Source organism: Dokdonella sp. (genome assembly GCF_039926425.1).
Lineage (GTDB): Bacteria > Pseudomonadota > Gammaproteobacteria > Xanthomonadales > Rhodanobacteraceae > Dokdonella_A.
On sequence record NZ_JBDSWZ010000006.1, the window covers coordinates 1 to 15,521 of the forward strand.

Here is a 15,521-nt window from a genome sequence, read left to right on the forward strand (position 1 = left end):
GATGCGCCAGCGATCAGCAGCGCCGAAAAAAACACCTTGAGCGCGAACGCGACCATCTCATGACCTCCGATCAGGCAACGGCTTCCGGCGGATGATAGAGATAGACCAGAGTCGAGTGACCCAGAAAATCGATGGTCGTCGCCTGGCGACCGCCGAGACGTCGCGCGACGCGCTCCGACGCGCTGTTGTCCATGCGGATCAGGCTGATGGCTCGCGGTGCCTTCACTTTGTCGAACGCGTAGTCGAGCGCAGCGCGCGACGCTTCGGTGGCGTAGCCATTTCCGCGCTGTTCCGGCATCAGCATCCAGCCGAGTTCAAGGTCGGGCCAGCCTTCGGGATGGTGCAGGCCGACGCGACCGACGAATTCTCCGCTGTGCTTCATCTCGACCGCCCACATGCCGTAGCCGCGCAGCGCCCAGTGGCCCAGCAGCATCGCCATCGACCGCCATGCGTTCATCCGGTCGAGCGGATCGCCGTCGCCGACGAAGCGCGTGCTGCTGGCGTCGGCAAGCATCGATGCATACGCCTCGAAATGCCGATCGCCAAGGGACGTCAGGCGCAGCCGCGCCGTCTCGATTTGCGGAATGTCGATCATCGAAGGAATCAGGTGAGCAGCGCCGCCAGGGCGGTCGTCGACGCGCGCAGGCTTTCCTTCCATGTGAAGCCGATGATGGGATCGCCACTGACCGCATCGCGGAAGTCCTCTTCCTGACCCGGGGCGAGCAGATGACGGTAGTCGACCGTGATTTCGGTGCCGGCGGCGAGATCGTCCACGGCGAACACGAAACCCAGGTGCCACAGCGCGCAGGGCTCGAACGCGTGGTTGATGTAGCACTCGTCCGGCCATTCCGGGGTGACGGTGTAGCGATCCTCGAACCAGCGCACGGTTGCCGGAAGCAACGTTCCGGCATCGGGCTGCGCGAGGATGTCCTCGAAGGTGTGGACGCGTGGAATCGCGTCCGGCGCGGTGATCACTCGCCCGCGCGCAATCGGCTCGTCGAGGACCAAGCCTTGTCCGGCGCCCGCAATGAGAGACGGGCCGATGTGATAGCGGGGGAGGATCATGCGATTGGCCGCCCTTCGGCGGACTGCGATTCTAGCATGGTGCTTGCCGCCACTCGCCCTGCGGCGTCCCGTCGCGGCCTCTGTGCGGGTCGCCGACGGCAGCGACAACCGCGACGCCGCCGCGTGCAATCGGTTGCGGAAAGCCGGTCGCGTTCGATGCGCGACAATGCAACGCACCCGTCATTCAGTCCCGTTGCCGCGAGCCGGCAGCGCGGGTATCAGTCGGCAGCGAGGGGTTTGCCGCTCGATGCGGATGCGTGGCCATGGGCATCGACGCGCGCATCGACGATCACGATCGCTTCGCGATTTGCCTCGATCGTCCGGGCGCCGATGCCTTTGACCTTGCCGAGATCCTCGACGCTCCTGAACGGGCCATTGTTCACGCGGTATGCAACGATCGCCTCGGCCTTGACCAGCCCGACGCCGCTGAGGGCTTCGGCCAGCGTCTTCGCATCGGCGTTGTTGATGTCGACCTGTGCGACCGCCATCGACGGCAGGGAGAACGCAAGCAACAGGAAAAGGAGAGCTCGGCGAAACGCATTCATCGGACGGGACTTCACGGCAGCGAGCGCAGGCGTGCGCGACTGTCGCAAGTCTAGAGGGGTCCGATTCCGGCGATCAGTGCAGCGCGTCACGTCATCGCGTAAGAGCAGGGCGACGGCGCGCGTGCGAGATTTCCTACGCCTGCGCTGCAATCGATGGGCGCCGGATGTCACAGACGATTCGCGTACCCTCGACCGGGCTCATGCAGACGAGCCCGTCAATGGCAGGGCGAGACCACGCTTGAGGGTGCCAAGAGCAACGCGCGTCGTGAAACGCTTCACGTTCTTGTTGTCCTCGACCATCGTCGTCATGAGCGACTCGTATTCGTCGATGTCCTTCGCCGACACGATCAGTATGTAGTCGATGTCGCCAGTGACATACCACGCTTCCTGAATTGCCGGCTGGTCGGCGATCCAGCGTCGAAGGCCGGCGATCAATTCGGGCCGCTCGCGCTCGACTTCGATGTCCACCACGATCGTCAGAGGTCGTCCCACCCTCTTCGGATCGACAATCGCGATTTCCGCGGTGATGACACCGTCATCGCGCAGCCTCGCCATGCGTCGCTGCACCGCGGATGCCGACAGGCCGATGTGTGAGCCAATCGACTCGGAGGACAGGCGCGCATCGCGCTGCACGAGTGCGAGGATTGCCCGATCCAACGGGTCGAGTTCGGTGGTGATGTGCGTGTCCTCGGGAAATTGCGGGCAACAAACCCGTTCGAGCGCAGCCATGCGCGGCCACGCCGCGCGCCCAGACCCTAGCATGGCGTCGCTCGCCGGACACGATGCGTCGACTGCGCGTCACGACATCGTTCCCGCGTGCGCAAACCCACCGGAAGTCCTCACCATGAAATTGTTCTACCAGACGCATTCTCCCTACGCGCGCAAGGTTCTCGTCGCGGCCCATGAAACCGGGTTGGCCGGCGACATCGACGTCGTTCATCACGAGACGAGCCCGACGCGGCCGAACGACGACGTGTCGGCCCTCAATCCGCTCGGCAAGGTGCCGGTGCTGATCACCGACGACGGGCTCGCACTGTTCGATTCAAACGTGATCTGCGAATACCTTGATCGCCTGCACGGTCAACATCTGCTCATTCCGCTCGGCGAGGCAGCCCGCTATCGCGCGTTGCGCCGACAGGCGCTTGCGCAAGGCATCGCCGACGCGGGCATCGCCGCGCGCTGGGAATCCGAACGAAGGCCATCGACGCTGCGCTGGCCGATCATGCAGGAGGCGCAAACACGCAAGGTTGTCGCGGCGTGCGATTTTCTTGAACGCGAAATCGATGCCGACGTGCCGGTCGACCTCGGCACCATTGCGCTGGCGACAGCGCTCAGCTGGATCGCGTTTCGGAACGTTCATGACTTCGCCGTCGGGCGTCCGCGACTTGCGGCGTGGTACGAAAGCTTCCGCTCGCGGGCATCGATGCTCGCCACCGACCTCCGCGGCGAGACGCAGGACTGACGCGCATGCGTTCAGGTCGAAAGACGGAGTCCGCCGACCCCAACCCGCATATCCGCTACGATTCGCGTTCGCACACGCACTACTCATGAGGCAGGTGACAGCATGGATTCCAAGGCACTCGACGGTTTCGTTGGCCACCTGTGGGACGGCGAGATCGTTCCGCAGCTGACCGAATACATCCGGATCCCGAACAAATCGCCAATGTTCGATGCGCAATGGGCGGAGCACGGCTACATGGACCAGGCGGTCGCGCTGATGGAGGCGTGGGCGCGCGCGCAGCCGATTGCCGGCATGCGCCTGGAGATCGTGCGACTTGCCGGTCGCACTCCGCTGATCTTCATCGAGATCCCGGGCACCGAACCCGCATCGAACGATACCGTGCTGCTGTACGGCCATCTCGACAAGCAGCCGGAGATGACTGGCTGGGCCGCGCATCTCGGTCCATGGACGCCGGTGCTGGAAGGCGACAAGCTGTACGGTCGTGGCGGTGCCGACGATGGCTACGCGATCTTCGGGTCGCTGGCGGCGATCATGGCGCTACAGGCGCAGAACATTCCGCACGCGCGCTGTGTGGTGATGATCGAGGCCTGCGAGGAATCGGGCAGTTACGACCTGCCGTATTACGTCGATCACCTCGCCGGGCGTATCGGTCAGCCGTCGCTGATCGTGTGCCTGGATTCGGGCTGCGGCAACTACGACCAGCTCTGGTTGACGACGTCGTTGCGCGGGCTCACCGGAGGCAACCTCACGGTCAAGGTGCTCGAGGAAGGCGTTCATTCCGGCGATGCATCCGGCGTCGTCGCGTCGAGTTTCCGCATCCTGCGCCAGGTGCTGTCGCGACTGGAGGACGAGGTCACCGGCGCCATCCTTCCGAAGGAACTGCACGTGGAGATTCCGGCGCAGCGGATCGCCCAGGCGAAGCGCACCGCGGACATTCTCGGAGACGCGGTCTACGCGAAATTTCCGCTGGTCGATGGCATGCAGCCGATGAATGCCGACTTGGCCGAACTCGTTCTGAACCGCACGTGGCGCCCGGCGTTGTCGATCACCGGTGTGGGCGGACTGCCCGCCCTCGATTCGGCCGGCAACGTGCTGCGTCCCTGCACATCGGTGAAAGTGTCGCTGCGCGTGCCGCCGACGTTGAACGCTGCGAAGGGCGGCGAATTCCTCAAGCGTCTGCTCGAAAGCGATCCGCCCTACGGCGCGAAGGTTTCGTTCGAGGTGGAAAAAGCCGGTAGCGGCTGGGAAGCGCCGGCGCTCGCGCCGTGGCTGGAACACTCGGTGGATGCGGCTTCGCAGGCGTTCTTCGGTGCACCGGCCGCATACAACGGCGAAGGTGGATCGATTCCGTTCATGGGCATGCTGGGCGAAAAATTTCCCGGCGCCCAGTTCCTGATCACCGGCGTGCTCGGTCCGCATTCGAATGCGCATGGACCGAACGAGTTCCTGCATATCCCGACCGGCAAACGCATGTCGATGTGCGTTGCGCGGGTGATCGCGGATCACCACATTGCGAGCCAGAACGGATTGACGCGGGGCGTCGCCGCTTCCGCGGCACACACGGTGAAAGGAGGCGATGGCTGCTGCGACTGAGCACGCCGCGCCTGCGCACGCCCTCACCTCGGCCCATCGGTGCCCGCGTTTGGCCCGATGGGTCCACTATCGTCGCGGCATGGAGACCCGCATGATCACGATCCGCGCCGCGCGGACCTACGACGCTCCCGCCTTGGCGGACCTGTGCGCCGAACTCGGCTATCCGACCACGCGTCAGCAGATCGTCAAGCGCCTCGCTGCAATCGATGGCACGGCCGATTGCAGCGTGCTGGTCGCTGAAAATGCCGAGGGCCGTGTCGTTGCATGGTTGCAGGTCGCGATCGCGGCGCGGTTGAGCGAGGAACCGTGCGCGGAGATCGTCGGCCTCGTTGTTCGTGAATCGGCGCGTGGTGGCGGTCTCGGCAAACGTCTCATCGACGCGGCAGAGCAGTGGGCGCAGGCGAGGTGCGTGAAGCGGATTCGCGTGCGAAGCAGGCAGGAACGCGAGCGTGCCCATCGCTTCTACGAACGGGCAGGCTTCCAGACCATCAAGAACCAGCGCGTGTTCGGCAAGTCGCTGACCTGAAACGCTCTGCCGCCTGCGTCTACTGCGGCCGCTGCTTCATCCCGCTCTTCCAGGCATAGACTGCAGCCTGCGTGCGGTCGTTGACGTTGAGCTTGCTGAGCACGTTGCTGACGTGGGTCTTCACGGTCTTTTCGCCGATGCCGAGGCGTTCGGCGATCTGCAGGTTGCTCAAGCCTTCGGCCATCAACGTCAGCACTTCGCGCTCGCGCTGACTGAGCGACTGCAACGCTTCGCCGCCAGGCTCGCCGCCACGCCGCAACGTATCCATCAATTTTGCGGCGACGCGCGGATGCAGTACTGCCTCGCCGCGCGCAGCCTTGCGCAGCGTGTCGGCAAGCGCGTCGGCATCGATATCCTTCAGCAGACATGACAGCGCACCGGCTTGCACCGCGGCGACAATCTGTTGGGTATCCTCGAACGAGGTCAGCAATACGACCTGGGTTTTCGCGCTCGCCGCACGAATCGCGCGGGTTGCTTCGACGCCGCCGCCCGGCATGACCAGATCGACCAGGGCGACGTGTGGCCGATGCTCGGCGCACAGTGCGACGGCACCCGCCGCATCCTCCGCTTCGCCGACGATGTCGAGGTCGTCGTGCGTTTCCATGAACGCGCGAATACCCTGGCGGACGAGCACATGGTCGTCGGCAATCACGATGCGGATCGGTGCATTCATCGGGTGACCTCTGCAAAGAAACGGACTGTCACTTGGGTGCCCCCGCCGGATGGCTTGTCGAGCGAAAAGCGCCCTTCCGGCAGCGCCTGCGCGCGTTCGCGCATGTTGCGCAATCCCATTCCGGATGCTGGCTCATCCGGAGTGCCAAGTCCATTGTCGGAAATGGTCAGGCACATTGCGTCCGCATTGCGCGACAACGCGATATCGACGCGGCTCGCGCTACTGTGGCGCAACACGTTGGAAAGCGCCTCGTCGACGATCCGCAGCAACGAATCTTCGAACGGTGCGGCCAGTGCGGGGACATCCGCCAGGTCGAATACCAGCGCCATGCCGCTGGTATGCGACCACTCGGTCGCCCGCGTGCGCAGCCGTTCGGCGAACGGCAGTTCTGCATCCGACGCGCGCATCTCGTCGAGAATTTCCGCGAGTTCGTGCTGGATCTGCTGGGTCAGGCGCTGCGCCTGATCGAGGCGTCCGGCGACAGGCGAGTCGGCCAGCACGCGCCGCGCCGCCGCCAGTTGCATGTTCAGCGCGAACGCCTTCTGTTTCACGGTGTCGTGCAGGTCGCGCGCCAGGCGTTGCCGCTCTGCCAGCGTGGCAAGCTGCGATCGCGATCGCATCAGTCCACGCAGATCAATCGCCATCCTGTCGAGCAATGCGGAAAGCGCGCCGAGTTCGTCGTGCGATGGATCCGCGATGCGTTCGGAAAAATCGCCGCGGCTCCAGGCAGTGGCGGCGCGCGCAATGCGGTTCAACCGGCGTGTCACCCAGCCGGCGAGAAAGATCGACGAGGCGAGTCCGAACACGATCAGAAAACCGAACACCGTGGGCGATTCGAAACTCGATTCCAGCAACAGGCGTCGCCACGGAAGCGGCAATCGCAGTTCGACGAACAGCCAGCCGGTGATCGCGCCGCCGGCGTCATGCACGGCAGCCATGCTGCGCCGGACCCGATACGGACTTTCACTGCCGGGGAGGTCGGTGGGCCCGGCGGGAGTCGCATTCGCGACATCGCGCGCAGCAGGCAGGGCCGGAGCCCATAGTCCGCGTGAACGCGACTGTGCAAGCACCGCTCCGTCCGGCGACAACAGCGCTGCAGCCAGCGGTTCGTCCGCCAGTTCCATCAACACGTAGGACTCGTCCGGCGTCAACCCGCCGCGGGGCTGCTGCAATCGCAGGACCCACGCGTCGAGCCACAGTTGCTGTTGAGCGGCCGTTGCGGAATCGCTGACGCCAGGCTGGAGTTGGTGGTTCGCGAGATCGACCGACGCCTGCTGCACCGCCCGCCCAAGACTGCCCGCGGCAATTCCGCCCATGAACTGGTGGAATTCGTAGGTGAGGATCACCGACTCGACCACGACGAGCGTCGGCAGCGCCAGCAGCAGATAGAAGAGCGCCAGCTTGAACACGAGGCCGCGCAGGCGTGGACGCAGGAGGGTCATCGGCGGAGATCGGCCAGAAGGGCAGCAAGCATACGCGGCGTGCGGAGTCTCGTGGATCGGGAATCCGGGATTCGCGACGCGCGGCAAGGCGCCCACGCGTGCCGATACGGGATCTCCAAATCCGGAATTGGGCGACCCTGCCTAACACTCATCCTTGCGGATGAGTTTTCATGCGCCCCGAGACTGTTGGGCACTCGTTCCATAACCCCTAGTCTCGCGCATTAGAAATTCGTTAAAAAATCCTTCCAGGAGCCGGGATGCACATGACACCGAATCGTTCGATCTCCATTGCCATCCGCCTTGCGCTCGTTTGTTCGAGTCCTCTGGTTGGAGCTGCGGTCGCCACTGATGCGCAGCCGCTCGAAGCAGTCGAAGTCACGACGTCGAAAATTCCCGTTCCTGTCAGCGATACCGCGGCAAACGTGACGATCGTTACGGGCGAGGAGTTGCGCGAGCGCGGGGCTTACGACCTGCGCACCGCGCTGTCACTCGTCGCCGGTGTCGATATCGCGCCCGGGGGTGATGGAGGACCGGCGTCGTCGGTGCCGGCGTTCTGGGGCTTGCGCGAATTCGACGCGTTTCTGCTGGTTGTCGACGGCATTCCGTCCGGGGGTGCATTCACGCCCGCGCTGGTGACCCTCAACCTCGCGAATGTGGAACGCATCGAAGTGCTCAAGGGCGCCGCGCCCGTGAGCTACGGTGCCACCAGTTTCGTCGGCGTGATCCACGTCATCCACTACGACGCAGGTCAGGGTCCGGCGCAGGTCGAGTTCGGAATCGGCAGCCGTGGCAGCGCGCGTTTCTCCGCTGCGATTCCGCTGTCCGATGCGAATGCGCCGTGGCAGCAGTCGCTGCTGCTCGATGCCGACAAGAATGAACTGGCGTCGGATCGCGCCGGTTGGGATCGCGCGCATCTTCTGTATCGCGGCGCCGGTGATGTGGGCGCCGGCAAGTTCACCGTCGATGTGGATCTCAACCGCGTGAACCAGGATCCGGTCAGTCCGCACCCGCGCGAAGCCGGTGTGCTGACGCCGCGCGTACCGCTTGATGCGAACGACAATCCGCGCGGTTCGATTCAGGACGAAGATCGTGGCCAAATCGCGCTCGGCTACATTGTGCCGACATCGATCGGCGACTGGAGCACGCGCCTGTCGTACGCGCGCAGCAATGCCGAAAACGTGCGCGGCTTCCTGCGCGCGGATTTCGCCGACGATGGCGTCACGCACAACGCAGACGGGTTCCATCAGAACGTGAATCGGACCGAAGCCTACTTCGACAGCCACATCGCGACGCCGCTCGGTGAACGTTCGACCCTCGTCTGGGGCGTTGATCACCTCTACGGCAAGGGCGATCAGGAGAGTGACAACTTCGAGTACGGGGTGCTGCCGGACGGTTCGAATGCGCCGGACTGGCGCACGCTGCACATCGACGAATCGACGCGTCTTGATGATCGACGCAATTTCAGCGGCGTCTATGCGGACCTCGAATACGCGGTGACCGATGCGTGGCGCGTCGAGGCGGGCCTGCGATTCAACCACACCAGCGAATCGAGCAGCGGAGTCGGCATCGATCGCACCGGCGACGCGCCGGAAGTCACCGAGGGCGGCACCGACCATCGCACGGAAAATCGCTGGGCTGGCGCGTTGGGTACGAGCTACCGCTTCTGGCAGGACGGGCGCGACTACGTCACTGCCTATGCGAACTATCGCAATACGTTCAAGCCGGCAGTCAAGGATTTCGGACCGGAGCCGGAATTCGACATTCTCAAAACCGAAGACGCGAAAAGTGGTGAGCTGGGCGTGAAGGGAAGCCATCTCGATGGCCGCTTCCAGTGGGATGTCTCGGTGTTCCGCATGGATTTCCGCAACCTCGTGGTCAGCCAGGAGGTCGACGGTCTGCCCGGTCTCACCAACGCCGGCAACGAACGGTTCAAGGGCGCCGAAGTGGAAGGTCGCTGGAACCTGATGGAAGGTCTCAGTGCGGTCGGTACGTTCGCGTATCACGACGCTCGCTTCGCCGACTACGAACAGGATTTCGACGGTACTCCGACCCAGCTCGACGGCAAGCTGCTCGAACTGTCACCCCAGCATCTGGGCAGCCTCGGCCTGATGTATGCACAGCCAAGCGGTTTTCGCGCGCACGTTGCCGCCGACTACGTCGGCAAGCGCTGGCTCAACAAGCGCAATACTGCCATCGCCGACTCCTACACCACGTGGGATGCGGGTGTCGGCTACGCGTTCGATCGCTGGGAAGTTCGCGTCGACGGCTACAACCTGTCGGACCGCCGCGATGCGGTGTCCGAAAGCGAGCTCGGTGACGCGCAGTACTACCGCCTGCAGGCGCGTTCGTACTGGCTGAGCCTGAGGTATTCGTTCGGCGGTCGCTGAGTGATCGCCGGTTCGAAGATTTCTTTTCTCGGCAGGAGCGGCTTCAGACGCGATGGTCTTTTTGTTGTGCGGCGAGAGCATCGCCGCTGAAGCCACTCCAACAGTCTGAGGCGAACGGATCGTCCTGCTGCCTGGTGACACAGGGCACGTCGATGCACCCATCTCGTCGCTGCACGAACGGGTCGCGTGAGCCGATCGCCGTCCGTGTGTTGCGTGGTCGCTGGAGAGCAGGCTGGAGCGCCCGCATGATCGCTACGCCGATGCCGCGTACGCGTCGTCCGGAACGGATGCCAGCGCCGCGCACGAACCGCTCGCGCCGCATTATTTCGAGGCAGGAATCACGAACGGCGCCGTGGCCGGACAGCCGCTGCGCGTACGCTTGCCGCACGACCGCAAGGTCAGATCCTTGTCGAGGCACACACGGACCTCCACCAGTTCGCCGTGGCTGCAATGCAGGCTCAGCATGTCATCGCGGAGATTGGGGTTTGCGCGCTTGAGCAGGTCGCGCAGGTTGCTGGATTGTGTCTGCACGTCCTGCGCCGGCGCCTTCAGCTCCGGCGGGACCCTCACCGATGCAAATGCCCGGTCGGCCAAGCCGAAATACGCAGCGGGATCAAGCCCGGAGCAGGCGCCGTGTGCACTCCACTCGTGATTGATCAGGCGCTTGCTCGGCATGAACGGCAGCGTTGCGGCGATCGTCCTGCGATCGGGTCGCGTGTCCGTGTCGCAGCGTTGTGGACCGCTGCCGGATTCATACTGCGGCCACAGGCCATGCAGCACGAAGCCATAGCCCTTGTGCCCGCATTGCTCGTCCTCGTCGGGATGCGTTTCGCAGAACGTCGGCGACCACGACAGCGCCATCACGTAGTAGTCGAACGGACCTGCCGGCGCGACCTCCACCGACTTTGCGTGGCCTTTCGATTTCGAGCCATGGCGCGCATGCGCGGGCAGTGCGAGCAACGCAGTCATCGAGGCGAGGAGAACGACGAAAAGCAGACGGGGCATGGCAGGCTCACCGGATCGGGCGCGGACGTTCCGCCGGTCAAACGTAGCAGATCGTCAAGTTGGCCGGTTTCGCGGCGTGCTCGCGCCGGAACGCGATATGATCCGCGGTCCGAATTCTTCCCCTTCTGGTTGCCCATGCCCAAGCGCATCGCCGCCCGCCGTTCGCCGATTCACGGCAATGGCGTTTTCGCTCTCGTCGACATTCCGAAGGGGAGCGAGCTCATCGAATACCGCGGCAAGCGCCTCACGCACGCGCAGGCCGATCGCCTCTATGCGAACACCAGCGACAGCGGCCACACGTTCCTGTTCACGCTCAACGACAACTACGTGATCGATGCCAACAGCGAGGGCAACATCGCCCGCTGGATCAATCACAGCTGTGCGCCGAACTGCCGCGCACTCGTCGAGGAAAATACCGACGGCAATCCGCGCAACGACCGCGTGGTGATCGAGTCGATTCGCGCGCTGCGTGAGGGCGAGGAACTCACTTACGACTACGGCATCGTGCTCGAGGAGCGTCTCACGCCGCGCCTGAAGGCGATCTGGGAATGCCGCTGTGGTTCGGCGAAATGCACCGGGACGTTGCTCAAGCCGAAGCGCAAGCCCTCGACCGTTGGAAAGAAAAAAACCGGTACCGCGCGCAAGAAGTCGCCCTCCGTCACGAAGGCACGCAAAAGCGCTGCGTGAGGCGCGATCGCGATTGAGCGGCGTCGATCAAGCCTGACCGACGGTCGCCCTCCATCGCCGCAGTGGGGGCGCGGACCAGGCGGCCGGTGACGTTTGCGCAGCGCGGGATTGACGCCGGTTCGCGGCGAGGTCACCTTAGTGGCAGACGCTTTCAGCCCCGGCATCGGCAACGCACACCGTGAGCACCATCCGAATCATTGCGACCGTCGGCGTCTCCGAGCAGGAGGTGGCGCATCTGCGTCTGGTGTTACGCCAAAGCGCGACAGAGCTGGACCATGTGTGGCGCTGGGGCGAGGAGGGCGGTGCCGACCTTGTGATCATCGATATCGGCGACTTCGCGGGCGGGATGGCCCGTGGCCGCGCCCAGTCGACGGGCGTGCGCCACGCGATTTTCTCCGAAAGCGATGTGGATGGCGCGGACCTGGTGCTGCGGCGTCCGCTGCAACGTGCGAACGTGATCGACGTGTTCAACCGGGCATCAGCTGCCATCGCCCGCAATCCGCAGATCCATGCGAACACTGCGGACTTTTACACGCACGATCTCGGCGATGAGCCTGGAGATTCGACGCGTGCGACGAGGGGGATGCCCGTCGATCGGCCAGACCCGATCCCCGGGCTCGACGATCTCCTGCGCTATCGACCAGTCGAGTTGCGCGACAGTTTGCAGGGCGCTGCCTTTTCCAGGCCGCTGGCGCTCGAAGTGGTGCAGCCGCAAAAAATCGAGGAGCCTCCACCTCCTCCTTCGCCGCGGGCGGTGGCGGCGCCCCCGAACGCGCCCGCGCGCACCTATGCATCGCGTGACGAGATGCTGGAAGACACGATGCCGCGCGCGTTGCAGGCGTTCCTCGACGTGGAGCTGCTGAAGGTCCCCTCGCGCTTCACCTTGCCCGGTTCGCCGACGCTGGTAGTCGACCCCAAGAACAAGGTGGCGTATACCGCGGCCGGTCTTGGCTCGTTGTCAGCGTATTGTCAGGCGACGTGGCGCCTGTGCGACTGGCAGGCGCTCACGACCGGCGAACTTGCCGAAGCACGCGAGTCTCAAACGGCGCAGTCGTACACGCGACTGGTGTGGCTGAACGTATTGCTGCAGTCCGGCGGGAAACTCGCGCCGCACCTCGACCCGGGTGGAACCTATCGTCTCCGGCATTGGGTGGAGATCGAGAAGGAACTCAGTCGTTACTTCCGCGTCGCGTCCGCCATGCTGCAGCCGGCGCGCCTGCATGAGATTGCCGCGACAGCCGCGGCGCCGATGGCCGACGTCTTCGATCTCGTCAACGCGTATGACGCGATCGGGATGATCGAGTGGCAGCCACGCGCGCGCCGCGACGACGAACCGGCGAAGAAGCCCCCGGGTTTGCTCGCGCGGTTCCGCAATCCGTTTGGAAAATCGTGAGGCGCGCGGTTCACACCGGACGCAACTGATCCTCGAGTGATCGGGTTTTTTCCGTGACCGCGTCGCCGGTGTGCAGGGTCGACTTGCGCTCGATCAGCAGCACTCGGCATTCCTGTTCGGCGACCGGATTGTGGCGCACGCCCTTGGGCACGACGAACAGATCCCCCGTGTCGAGGTCGACCGAGCGATCCTCCATCTCGATCCGCAAGCGGCCTTCGAGGACGTAGAACAGTTCGTCTTCGTCCAGATGCGCATGCCAGCCGAATACGCCATGGATCTTCGCCACCTTGACGTAGTTGTTGTCCACCTCGCCGATCACCCGTGGCGACCACAATTCGGACAGCGAAGCGGCAATCTTTGCCGGAGATACGACGTCGGTCATGCGAATTCCGTTGGCGGGCAAAAAATGTCGGTCACCCGACGGTGTCGCCGGAGCGGTGGGCAACCCACGCGCCGATCAGCGCCGACGCGTACGGAATCGCCTGGGCGGAGAGGATCGAGATCCACAGTCGTCCCTCGATATAGTCGATGCCACTCGAGTTGATCATGCCGATCACGCAGGCGACGAGCGCGGAGCACAACAGCAACTCTTCGCTGACCGACGCGAACGCACTCGGCTTCGCGCCAATGCGGCGGCTCTTCGCGGTGCGGATGAACTCGCCTTTCTTGCGCGCGAGCCCGAGAAAGATGCCGCGTGCGATCGCATGGCTGAGGCCCATGCTCGCAACGGCTGCGGCAATCGTGTCCTTCCACGAACACGGGACGCGCACGCGATACAGAATGATGCCGAATGCCGCCTTGAACAGGAAAAAGCCGATCAGCGGAACGAGGAAGAGATACATCGGCAGAGTGAAGTATTTCGGCGCGAGCACCATGCCGAGCGTCCACAGCATTGCCATCATCGTGAAGACGAGGTGCAGTGCGTCGCCAAACCACGAGAACCAGCCCGTGAGGAAGTGGAAGCGTTGTCCACGGGTCAGCGTGGAGGTGCGCGACACCATCCAGCTCCAGCGCGCCTTCATGATCTGCATTGCGCCAAACGCCCAGCGATAGCGCTGCGACTTGTACGCGGTGAAATCGGCGGGTGTGAGTCCGCGTCCCATCACCTCGTCGACGTAGACGAGGTCCAACCCTTCGCGCATCAGGCGCAGGCCAAGCTCGGCATCTTCGCAGATTGTCCATTCCGACCATGCGCCGGTGTCGACCAGCGCGGTTCGTCGCACCATCGTCATCGTGCCGTGCTGGATGATCGCGTTGCGCTCGTTGCGGTGATGCATGCCGATGCGGAAGAAGCCATCGTATTCCCAGTTGGTCATGCGCCGGAACGCGTTGTGCTCGTAGTCGCGGTGCGCTTGCGGGCACTGCACGACGGCGACCTTCGGGTCGGCGAAATAGCCGGTCAGCGCGCTCAGCCAGTCGCGGCGTACTTCGTAATCCGCGTCCACCACAGCGACCACCTCCGCGCGTTCGTCCGTCTGCGTCAGGCCGTAATTAAGCGCGCCCGCCTTGAAGCCTGGCCACGGTTCAAGATGGAAGAAGCGAAAGCGCGGCCCGAGCTTTTCGCAATAGGCCTCGACCGGTTTCCACACTTCCTCGCGCCGGGTGTTGTTGTCGATCACCAGCACTTCGTAGTTCTCGTACTCGAGCGCGGCCAGCGAATCGAGCGTGAGGATCACCATTTCCGGCGGTTCGTTGTAACAGGCGAGATGGATCGAGACGAACGGCTGCGATTCGGCTGGCTCAGGCGCGAGCATCCGAAATTCGCGCAACCAGCGCGGATGCCACAGCACTTCGGTGAACTCGAAGCCGTTGATCAGCAGGATCAGGATGATCGCCAGCTGGGCCGGAAACAGCAGCACCAGCATCGCCCAGTCGAACGGATCGAGATAGAAGTCGTACGGAAGCGTCGCCATCCACACGAGGATCGATGCGGACAACTGGATCAGGGTGAGGAAGAACGCAATACCCATCGCGCGGAAACGGATGAAATAGCGCGCAAACCAGAACATCGGGATCAGTGCGAGGAGGGACGCCACGCCGGCTTTCCACGGCCAGATCGGATCTTCGATCACGGTGCCGGTGAACGCGAATTTCAGTTCCCGGTTCGCGTTGAACATGCCCCAATACGCTTCGACGCGACCGGCGAGCACTTCCTTCCACGGCTGGTCGATCGCTTCCATCACGTAGTAGTCGATCTTGTTGCCGGCTGCGACATTGAACCAGTCGCGCAGGAAATGCGCTTCATCTGCGAGCGAGGCCTGCGCGTACTCCTTGCGATCGCCATTCGAGGGCCAGCCCACTTCGCCGATGACGATGGGCTTGTTCGGAAACAGTTTCTGCAGCTCGCGGTACTGGCCGAGAACGAATCCAACCGCGTCCTTGCGGGGAATGCGTTCCCAGTAGGGAAGAATGTGCACGGTGATGAAGTCGACGTGCTGGGCAAGCTCTGGATGCCGTTGCCAGGTGTCGAGCGGCTCGGCCGTCGAGACCGGAATCTTCAGCTGCGCCCGCGCGCGATCCAGATAGCTGATCAATGCGGTGACGCCGATGTCTCCTCGCAGGATCACCTCATTGCCGACGACCGCGCGGTCGATGTTGTCGTTCTTGCGACTGAGGGCAATCAGCGCAGCCAGTTCGCGTTCGTTACGTTCGGCCCGCCCTTCGATCCACGCGCCGGCCATCACGGTCATGCCATAGAACTTCGCGATCCGCGGGATCTGAGGGTTCTCTGCGGACGAATAGG

Annotated in this window: 15 protein-coding genes; 6 read left to right on the top strand and 9 right to left on the bottom strand. The window is 63.9% G+C overall.

Features of this window, described 5'->3' with window-relative positions:
- Positions 1 to 70: 70 nt before the first annotated feature.
- The 4 genes from ABIV12_RS00410 to ABIV12_RS00425 all read right to left on the bottom strand — a co-directional run bounded on the left by ABIV12_RS00410 (position 71) and on the right by ABIV12_RS00425 (position 2,372).
- Entirely contained in the window at positions 71 to 658 is a 588-nt protein-coding gene (locus ABIV12_RS00410) for a GNAT family N-acetyltransferase (RefSeq protein ID WP_348055082.1), read from the bottom strand.
- Positions 604 to 1,065: an SET domain-containing protein gene (locus tag ABIV12_RS00415; RefSeq protein WP_348055084.1), complete on the bottom strand. Its 462-nt coding sequence runs from the start codon at positions 1,063 to 1,065 to the stop codon at positions 604 to 606. The genes ABIV12_RS00410 and ABIV12_RS00415 overlap by 55 nt, the downstream gene beginning before the upstream one ends.
- Positions 1,066 to 1,283: 218 nt before the next feature.
- A complete protein-coding gene (locus tag ABIV12_RS00420; RefSeq protein WP_348055086.1) occupies positions 1,284 to 1,610 on the bottom strand; it encodes a helix-hairpin-helix domain-containing protein in 327 nt (108 codons plus the stop codon).
- A gap of 198 nt (positions 1,611 to 1,808) precedes the next feature.
- Positions 1,809 to 2,372, bottom strand: a complete 564-nt coding sequence (locus ABIV12_RS00425) for an Lrp/AsnC family transcriptional regulator (RefSeq protein ID WP_348055088.1) — start codon at positions 2,370 to 2,372, stop codon at positions 1,809 to 1,811.
- An 82-nt stretch (positions 2,373 to 2,454) separates the two neighbouring features.
- Between ABIV12_RS00425 and ABIV12_RS00430 the strand changes: the two genes are divergently transcribed.
- From ABIV12_RS00430 to ABIV12_RS00440, 3 genes are all read left to right on the top strand, one after another.
- Complete coding sequence (locus ABIV12_RS00430) at positions 2,455 to 3,072, top strand: glutathione S-transferase (RefSeq protein ID WP_348055090.1); 618 nt, start codon at positions 2,455 to 2,457, stop codon at positions 3,070 to 3,072.
- Positions 3,073 to 3,174: 102 nt separating this feature from the next.
- Positions 3,175 to 4,665 carry a M20 family metallopeptidase gene (locus ABIV12_RS00435; protein ID WP_348055092.1) on the top strand — a complete coding sequence of 497 codons (1,491 nt, stop codon included), beginning with the start codon at positions 3,175 to 3,177 and terminating at the stop codon, positions 4,663 to 4,665.
- A 91-nt stretch (positions 4,666 to 4,756) separates the two neighbouring features.
- Entirely contained in the window at positions 4,757 to 5,191 is a 435-nt protein-coding gene (locus ABIV12_RS00440; RefSeq protein ID WP_348055094.1) for a GNAT family N-acetyltransferase, read from the top strand.
- A gap of 19 nt (positions 5,192 to 5,210) precedes the next feature.
- Here the strand turns inward: ABIV12_RS00440 and ABIV12_RS00445 are convergent, their stop codons facing one another.
- Positions 5,211 to 5,864 carry a response regulator transcription factor gene (locus ABIV12_RS00445; RefSeq protein ID WP_348055096.1) on the bottom strand — a complete coding sequence of 218 codons (654 nt, stop codon included), beginning with the start codon at positions 5,862 to 5,864 and terminating at the stop codon, positions 5,211 to 5,213.
- A complete protein-coding gene (locus tag ABIV12_RS00450) occupies positions 5,861 to 7,306 on the bottom strand; it encodes a sensor histidine kinase (RefSeq protein ID WP_348055098.1) in 1,446 nt (481 codons plus the stop codon). The genes ABIV12_RS00445 and ABIV12_RS00450 overlap by 4 nt, the downstream gene beginning before the upstream one ends.
- Positions 7,307 to 7,569: 263 nt before the next feature.
- Between ABIV12_RS00450 and ABIV12_RS00455 the strand changes: the two genes are divergently transcribed.
- The gene (locus tag ABIV12_RS00455; protein ID WP_348055100.1) at positions 7,570 to 9,693 is read left to right on the top strand and encodes a TonB-dependent receptor; all 2,124 of its coding nucleotides are present in this window, start codon (positions 7,570 to 7,572) and stop codon (positions 9,691 to 9,693) included.
- Positions 9,694 to 10,014: 321 nt separating this feature from the next.
- Here the strand turns inward: ABIV12_RS00455 and ABIV12_RS00460 are convergent, their stop codons facing one another.
- On the bottom strand, positions 10,015 to 10,698 hold the full coding sequence (locus ABIV12_RS00460) for a ribonuclease T2 (protein WP_348055102.1): 684 nt from the start codon (positions 10,696 to 10,698) through the stop codon (positions 10,015 to 10,017).
- A 135-nt stretch (positions 10,699 to 10,833) separates the two neighbouring features.
- On the opposite strand from ABIV12_RS00460, the gene ABIV12_RS00465 reads away from it, so the two are divergent.
- Together ABIV12_RS00465 and ABIV12_RS00470 are read left to right on the top strand one after the other, a co-directional pair.
- Positions 10,834 to 11,385, top strand: coding sequence for an SET domain-containing protein-lysine N-methyltransferase (locus ABIV12_RS00465; RefSeq protein ID WP_348055104.1), 552 nt, complete (start codon positions 10,834 to 10,836; stop codon positions 11,383 to 11,385).
- Between the two features lie 178 nt (positions 11,386 to 11,563).
- The gene (locus tag ABIV12_RS00470; protein ID WP_348055106.1) at positions 11,564 to 12,778 is read left to right on the top strand and encodes a hypothetical protein; all 1,215 of its coding nucleotides are present in this window, start codon (positions 11,564 to 11,566) and stop codon (positions 12,776 to 12,778) included.
- Positions 12,779 to 12,788: 10 nt separating this feature from the next.
- Here the strand turns inward: ABIV12_RS00470 and ABIV12_RS00475 are convergent, their stop codons facing one another.
- Together ABIV12_RS00475 and ABIV12_RS00480 are read right to left on the bottom strand one after the other, a co-directional pair.
- Positions 12,789 to 13,160, bottom strand: coding sequence for a cupin domain-containing protein (locus ABIV12_RS00475; RefSeq protein ID WP_348055108.1), 372 nt, complete (start codon positions 13,158 to 13,160; stop codon positions 12,789 to 12,791).
- A gap of 31 nt (positions 13,161 to 13,191) precedes the next feature.
- The coding region (locus ABIV12_RS00480; protein WP_348055110.1) for a glycosyltransferase at positions 13,192 to 15,521 on the bottom strand (2,330 nt) is incomplete at its 5' end.

Excerpts from the sequence above, each read along its gene's own strand:
- ABIV12_RS00465 (WP_348055104.1), top strand. The coding sequence starts at position 10,834 with ATGCCCAAGCGCATCGCCGCCCGCCGTTCGCCGATTCACGGCAATGGC.
- ABIV12_RS00410 (WP_348055082.1), bottom strand. The coding sequence starts at position 658 with ATGGAAGGAAAGCCTGCGCGCGTCGACGACCGCCCTGGCGGCGCTGCT.
- ABIV12_RS00445 (WP_348055096.1), bottom strand. The coding sequence starts at position 5,864 with ATGAATGCACCGATCCGCATCGTGATTGCCGACGACCATGTGCTCGTC.
- ABIV12_RS00455 (WP_348055100.1), top strand. The coding sequence starts at position 7,570 with ATGACACCGAATCGTTCGATCTCCATTGCCATCCGCCTTGCGCTCGTT.
- ABIV12_RS00475 (WP_348055108.1), bottom strand. The coding sequence starts at position 13,160 with ATGACCGACGTCGTATCTCCGGCAAAGATTGCCGCTTCGCTGTCCGAA.
- ABIV12_RS00440 (WP_348055094.1), top strand. The coding sequence starts at position 4,757 with ATGATCACGATCCGCGCCGCGCGGACCTACGACGCTCCCGCCTTGGCG.
- ABIV12_RS00430 (WP_348055090.1), top strand. The coding sequence starts at position 2,455 with ATGAAATTGTTCTACCAGACGCATTCTCCCTACGCGCGCAAGGTTCTC.
- ABIV12_RS00420 (WP_348055086.1), bottom strand. The coding sequence starts at position 1,610 with ATGAATGCGTTTCGCCGAGCTCTCCTTTTCCTGTTGCTTGCGTTCTCC.
- ABIV12_RS00415 (WP_348055084.1), bottom strand. The coding sequence starts at position 1,065 with ATGATCCTCCCCCGCTATCACATCGGCCCGTCTCTCATTGCGGGCGCC.
- ABIV12_RS00435 (WP_348055092.1), top strand. The coding sequence starts at position 3,175 with ATGGATTCCAAGGCACTCGACGGTTTCGTTGGCCACCTGTGGGACGGC.
- ABIV12_RS00425 (WP_348055088.1), bottom strand. The coding sequence starts at position 2,372 with ATGCTAGGGTCTGGGCGCGCGGCGTGGCCGCGCATGGCTGCGCTCGAA.
- ABIV12_RS00450 (WP_348055098.1), bottom strand. The coding sequence starts at position 7,306 with ATGACCCTCCTGCGTCCACGCCTGCGCGGCCTCGTGTTCAAGCTGGCG.
- ABIV12_RS00460 (WP_348055102.1), bottom strand. The coding sequence starts at position 10,698 with ATGCCCCGTCTGCTTTTCGTCGTTCTCCTCGCCTCGATGACTGCGTTG.